Genomic DNA, 5,389 nt, shown 5'->3' with positions numbered 1-5,389 from the left:
CGCTGTCTACATAAGCGGCTATTCGACCGTTCTTGATCAGTTCGATTTCCCCGATTTGGAAATGGTGACGATGAGCGAGACGGTGAACAACACCAAGCAGATTGTGAAAGTAACAAATCTACTGATTATTGCCGACTGTGATACCGGATACGGCGGCATCCATGACATCCGCCGAGCGGCTCGCGAATACCAGAAAGCAGGAGTCGCCGCAGTCCAATATTAAAGACCAGACATCGTCGAAACACTGTGGTCATATCGCTGGCAAGCAGATCGTATCTCGCGAGCGAGCACGGTCACGATTCGAAGTAGCCGTCGACGCCACGCAGAATCACCGCCTCGGAGGGCGACGACTAATTGAGGACCTCGACCGATCCAGCGAGCAAGGAGATCCCGGACGATTACGTCTCCCCCGGTCTCGTGATGTCGCGTATTCACAAGAGGTTCGCTGATCTGAAGAACATGTCCCTTGGATATTGTGAGGAATATGTGTCGGTTGGGAGTTCCGATCCGCGTCGGGACCGCTGAGGCCGTCCTCGACGGGTATGTCCTCAACGCCAAGGACAATCCCAGGGCACATGGATACAATCACACACAGACGCGACGTACTACGCTGTCCCGATTCCGGTAGAGCGAGCCCTCCAGGTGTATACGGAATATGATAAGCAACCACTCACAACACACCTCGACGATCGCGAGGCGTGAGACACGCTCGTCGCTGGTTGTTGTAACGGTATATGATGTATGTACATACATCATCATATGCTCTCACCGTGGCGCTGTCGTGTGATTCCTGGTCGGTAATCATTTACTCGCCGAGCGTAGGGATCGGCGACAAAACAAAGCACCCCGCAGTGTGGGAACTCATATATAATATAATATAATATTGTATGCGGAGTGAATGAATGAACGCGGTGTCTCATACCGCTATCGGGCGATTGTATTCTCTCACACGTTCACTCGGTGAGAGCGGTGTCTCTCTCCCCAGTCATCGCGTACATAATATCATATAATATCGCATGTATGTGTCGGACGGACAAGACAAAACACCGCGCTGTCGGGTGGTTTCGTGTTTGCGTTTGTTCACACCGATACGGATCGCTCCCCCAGGGACCACCGCCGACCGCTGTCGGTCGCGACGGGAATACGTGGCTGTGTCCGCCCACGTTCATCTTTATAACTATCGACCTGTGATATCAGGATATGTCACGTCCGAGCGTGAGTGAGGAGGCGAAAGCACAGCTGGAGGCGGTAGTTGAGGAGCGCGCCGACGTTCCCGCCCACCATCTCACGTTTGAACAACAAGTACCGTTCGTCCTCACCGAGCTCGAAAAGGAATCAAATCAAAACGGTAGTGGTGGGCTCCTCTCGTGAGCGCCACGCTGAGGTAACGACGGATCTTTTCCTCTCGATCGCCTACCTTTGCGAGCAACAACTCACACTATCTTTTGCTCGGGGCAGGATAAAAACAGATAGGTGCTAAGCTGCCACCTGATTCTCGTCTATTCTTGTTGCCTACTCAGGACGGGCTGTCATAGTCTTTCCCGGTAGAATCGAGTTACTACATTACATCCGCGACAACAACTTCCATCTTAATAAGCTGCCAGACAACTCAGAGTTTTCAATCCCAGCTAATTGCAGTCCGATTTGACTCTCAATCATGTTCTCGAAGTTGAGCTGTTCAGGCCTCTGTGCTCGGGTATCAAACACTGGGAGACATTGGACAGTGCCAAGAGCGGCTTGATGCCTGCTTACTCGTCTGATTCGGGCTTAACCGCGAGTAAGTGCGGTCCGTCTAATGACTGCATAATCTGTTCTTCAGTTGAGCCTTCTAAGACGGGTATACCCACGTTATCTGTCAGTGCTGAGTCGCCGCTAAACGTCCTGTCAGTGTACGTCCAATTTCCGTCAGAGTGCCGTCATCACCGCGTTCCAGTATCCTAAGCATACCATGTCGATATCTGTGTATACGTGTGCGCGAATCCGTATGTTGAAATCGTGGTCACAGCTACGAGTGTAGTAGTTAGTGGGTATCATTATTCGTCTGCGTCTGTGTCTGTGTCGTCGTCCGCTTCCACGTCCGCGTCGTCGGTATCGCTTTCAGTTTCGTTGTCGGGAGTATCCCCATCATAGTTGTCCCGGTCAACGGTTCCGTCAACGTCTCGATCGGCGATCCCGAGTTTTCTGCGACGGGCGACCAACCAGTCAACATCCTCTTTTCCTTGCAAATTCGCGACGTCAGGTGGCGTCTCCTTTGACATTATTATAATTATTGTACGTTGATAACTTAAATCCATCATCTGGATTAGGCGCGCTAGCCTTGTGATTAGGCAGGTCAGACCCTTACGGTATTTTCACCGGTAAATAAGCAACATATAGTATGACTGTTACTGTACAAAATCGGGGGTTGAAACCATGAGCGATACAGTTGACACAGAAATTTAGCCGAACAGAAACACTGCTTTGACCGAATTAAGCGATGTCATAGATCACGCCCGATACAAATCGTTCGGGGGCGGTCGGATCAGGGATCCAGAGACAGAGCGGATCCGACTCAAGTACTCGCGAGTAATTATTCAGGCGCAAGCAGAACGCCGAAAGATGCTTGTTGACAAGGAAATGATCAGATTGAAACAGCAGATCAAAGAACATCCTCGTTCGACAGTCACATGGAAGCAGAAAGGTATCAGACACGACGCGGAGAACAACCGTGTACGCCTCTCAGAAGGTCGGAAATACAAGCCATACCCCAACAGGGCACGGGAGTGAACTCACCCGGAGTCAAGCTCCGGGGCAATCGCCTCGACCGCCTGTACAGAGAGCCACCGTTTCACAGCGGTGATGAGATAACGGTCATCGGGAAGAGGGAAGAAGCCAGAAGCCAGAGGACAGTATCTTGTGTGAAGAAACTGAGACTAACTCGGTTTCGCTAGCGGTTTTCTCGGGGGCGCTGTCAAACCACCTGTCGATCTACCGGCAACAGTATTTATTTCGACTCTACGGACTCCTGCTCGTTTCCCTCTTGATTGTTGTGTTGTTTGGATACGTGATTGACCTTGCGTGACTCCGAGAAGCTGAAAATCCTCGTTTTCCGAGATAGAAGCCGAGATCGTGACGCTCAATAAGAAAGAAATCAGGGGTGTCGCTGGTGAAGAGTAAGTCTTCGTATGAAATCTAGTCACATTCGCGGAGTTCATACAGCCTCCATGAACGGACTCGCGGTAGTTAGTCGCGATTGATCCTTGTCATACTTGAGCAATGAGTGACGCAAAGGATCGATTCAACCTCCGCTGAATCTTAATCTATCGATGTCGATTTGACCGGCGGTTGTCCGGTGGTTTGGATCACATTATTTGACCCAGCAACCGTCGTTGGTGGGGCTAGAGCAATCGCTGTTACTGTTGTTGTTGCTGTTGAAGAAATGATGAAGTCCGAGGAAAAAGTGAAAAAACCCCGGACTAAGCCCTTTTTGCTGCGAATGAAACCCGCAAAAACAAAAATAGGGCTATTAGAAATTGAGTGAATACGTAATATATCCTTATCGATTCTCAGCGCGTCAGCAGTCATCGTGATGAGTCACGTGGTCAATCATGAAGCAGAATACCGTGAAACAGACGTATGATAACTGTTTCAATATCTTGGATAAGTATAGAGGCAATATGTGTACACAAGCCACTACGATGCCTCTGTTCCAGTGCCAATCACGTACTCCTGACAGGAGTATCTCGAGAATGACTCAGAAATCACTCAATGTGTTTTGTTACTGCTGCAACGGGGCAATTAATTGATAATTGGTGACAGAAATTATCCACGTGAGGATATACAGGGTATCTCTCCGTTGCAACAGTATAGATTGTTATTATGGAGAGGAATATAACTGTAGTTGTCATTTTCTGGCCGTGAAACTACTGAAAAGACTAGGTATCTACAGATATCAAGTGCGAGTGCGCTGCGGGTGCGGGTGCAGGTGCAGTGCTGACCCAAAACGGTGAAGCCTCGGAATCGGAGTCGGGGCTTGTCCCCGAGTTACTTCACCATCTGTGCCGTGGTGATGTTGATACCTACTATATGTAGTTAGTATAGTCTGCTCCCAGGCGATGCGCATGGAATCTCAGCTCTGATGTCTAGAATCATGAGAAAACATTATCAATATTATCACGTCATATCTCACGCACGGAAAGTCGGGATAGGATTTTTATTTATGATGCAGGGACAGTCAGGTGTGATTCGGCAGAAATCTATTGTTGCAGCCGGGGTGATGTTCTGTAGTGGGCGTGTATCAGACTTGCAGGAGTTATTAAACTCTAGTTTTACCACTCTCAATAGCCGTGACAGCGTGGTGGAAGGCTCGCTTCAAGCCAAAATCAAAAATGGAAGTACAGTTGACCAGTGAAAATTCCTCTTTGATACTGGTATAATGAGCCCAGTCACTACACGGCACGAGTTGTAGGAGACATCTTGATCTGAGAATCATGTATGATATATAATTCGCTTTCTCCCTCGGAAGCCCTTCGGACAAAGCCAGAAGCCATTCTGGAAATCACCGGGATATTCATCCTCGCATATTCGCTCATCGTCACTGGTCAGATCATACTGGATTTCACCATACTCTCCCGTGAGAACCAACTTCTTCTCGGATTCGATTTCACTGCGGTTCTCCTGCTTGTGACAATACCAAACGGTACGACCCTCCCAATATGGGTCAGCATCGCAGTTATACTGGTTGTTGCATGTCTCATCGCACAATTCCTCAAGATGGCGGGACTGACTGATATGGAGTGGTTTTTTATTTATAGGGTAGGCGAGATTGGTGGGTTTGCGCTCCCCTTGATAATAGTGATGTCAGGTGGGGGCATTGAAATTGCAGACGTTCTGATTTTCTCACTCGTTTGTGGGTTATTCGCTGTCACAGTGAACGAGTTGATCGGCGGGCTTACTCCATCCGCCACAGATGATTAGTCTCCGCGAGGGTCACTTCCTTTGTATAATCAAATTCGATCGCTGGCTGCGGTATCAGGATTATTCAACTCTCATCTCCCTGTCGACGAGTAAAAATCCATAGTCTGCGCCCAGACGATGCGTTAATCAGCGGATCAGATGATCAAAGCCTCTCACTTCGTGTTTACAGAATCGTGAGGGACTGGGAGATATTCATGTCATTTGAATAATAATACATAAAGCTGCATAATATATGTAAATATGTCGATGGTACATGAGGCATCCAACGGATATAAATAGATCGTCAAAGATGGAATGATTAGATAAGAATGGAAGAACTTCGTTAACTACTGAATCAAGCCCGCCTATCATACGGGTTATGATAGTCGATAATGAGAGACATGAACAATATTGATCCGTAATATTCACATCTAGAAGATTGAAATATTATATG

At 48.2% G+C, this 5,389-nt stretch carries 6 protein-coding genes and 1 pseudogene; 6 read left to right on the top strand and 1 reads right to left on the bottom strand.

Going from position 1 to position 5,389, the window contains the following annotated elements; all coding sequences use genetic code 11:
• Positions 1 to 329, top strand: a pseudogene (locus J07HQW2_RS02480) (isocitrate lyase/phosphoenolpyruvate mutase family protein); the annotation flags it as partial.
• A gap of 871 nt (positions 330 to 1,200) precedes the next feature.
• Positions 1,201 to 1,371 (top strand): hypothetical protein, encoded by a 171-nt coding sequence (locus J07HQW2_RS17330; protein WP_021053688.1) that lies wholly within the window; start codon positions 1,201 to 1,203, stop codon positions 1,369 to 1,371.
• Positions 1,372 to 2,033: 662 nt separating this feature from the next.
• On the opposite strand, the gene J07HQW2_RS02465 is transcribed toward J07HQW2_RS17330, so the two are convergent.
• Entirely contained in the window at positions 2,034 to 2,258 is a 225-nt protein-coding gene (locus J07HQW2_RS02465; protein WP_021053687.1) for a hypothetical protein, read from the bottom strand.
• A 202-nt stretch (positions 2,259 to 2,460) separates the two neighbouring features.
• On the opposite strand from J07HQW2_RS02465, the gene J07HQW2_RS17325 reads away from it, so the two are divergent.
• From J07HQW2_RS17325 to J07HQW2_RS02450, 4 genes are all read left to right on the top strand, one after another.
• Entirely contained in the window at positions 2,461 to 2,766 is a 306-nt protein-coding gene (locus J07HQW2_RS17325; protein WP_303703914.1) for a DUF8136 domain-containing protein, read from the top strand.
• Positions 2,767 to 3,331: 565 nt separating this feature from the next.
• Positions 3,332 to 3,520 (top strand): hypothetical protein, encoded by a 189-nt coding sequence (locus J07HQW2_RS02460; protein ID WP_048075105.1) that lies wholly within the window; start codon positions 3,332 to 3,334, stop codon positions 3,518 to 3,520.
• Positions 3,521 to 4,198: 678 nt separating this feature from the next.
• Positions 4,199 to 4,390 carry a hypothetical protein gene (locus J07HQW2_RS02455; protein ID WP_048075104.1) on the top strand — a complete coding sequence of 64 codons (192 nt, stop codon included), beginning with the start codon at positions 4,199 to 4,201 and terminating at the stop codon, positions 4,388 to 4,390.
• Between the two features lie 83 nt (positions 4,391 to 4,473).
• Complete coding sequence (locus tag J07HQW2_RS02450; protein WP_021053684.1) at positions 4,474 to 4,956, top strand: hypothetical protein; 483 nt, start codon at positions 4,474 to 4,476, stop codon at positions 4,954 to 4,956.
• Positions 4,957 to 5,389 lie beyond the last annotated feature (433 nt).

This window comes from Haloquadratum walsbyi J07HQW2 (assembly GCF_000415985.1).
GTDB lineage: Archaea > Halobacteriota > Halobacteria > Halobacteriales > Haloferacaceae > Haloquadratum > Haloquadratum walsbyi_B.
The sequence above is the reverse complement of the archived record's forward strand: the minus strand, read 5'-3'. Positions and strand labels throughout refer to the sequence as shown.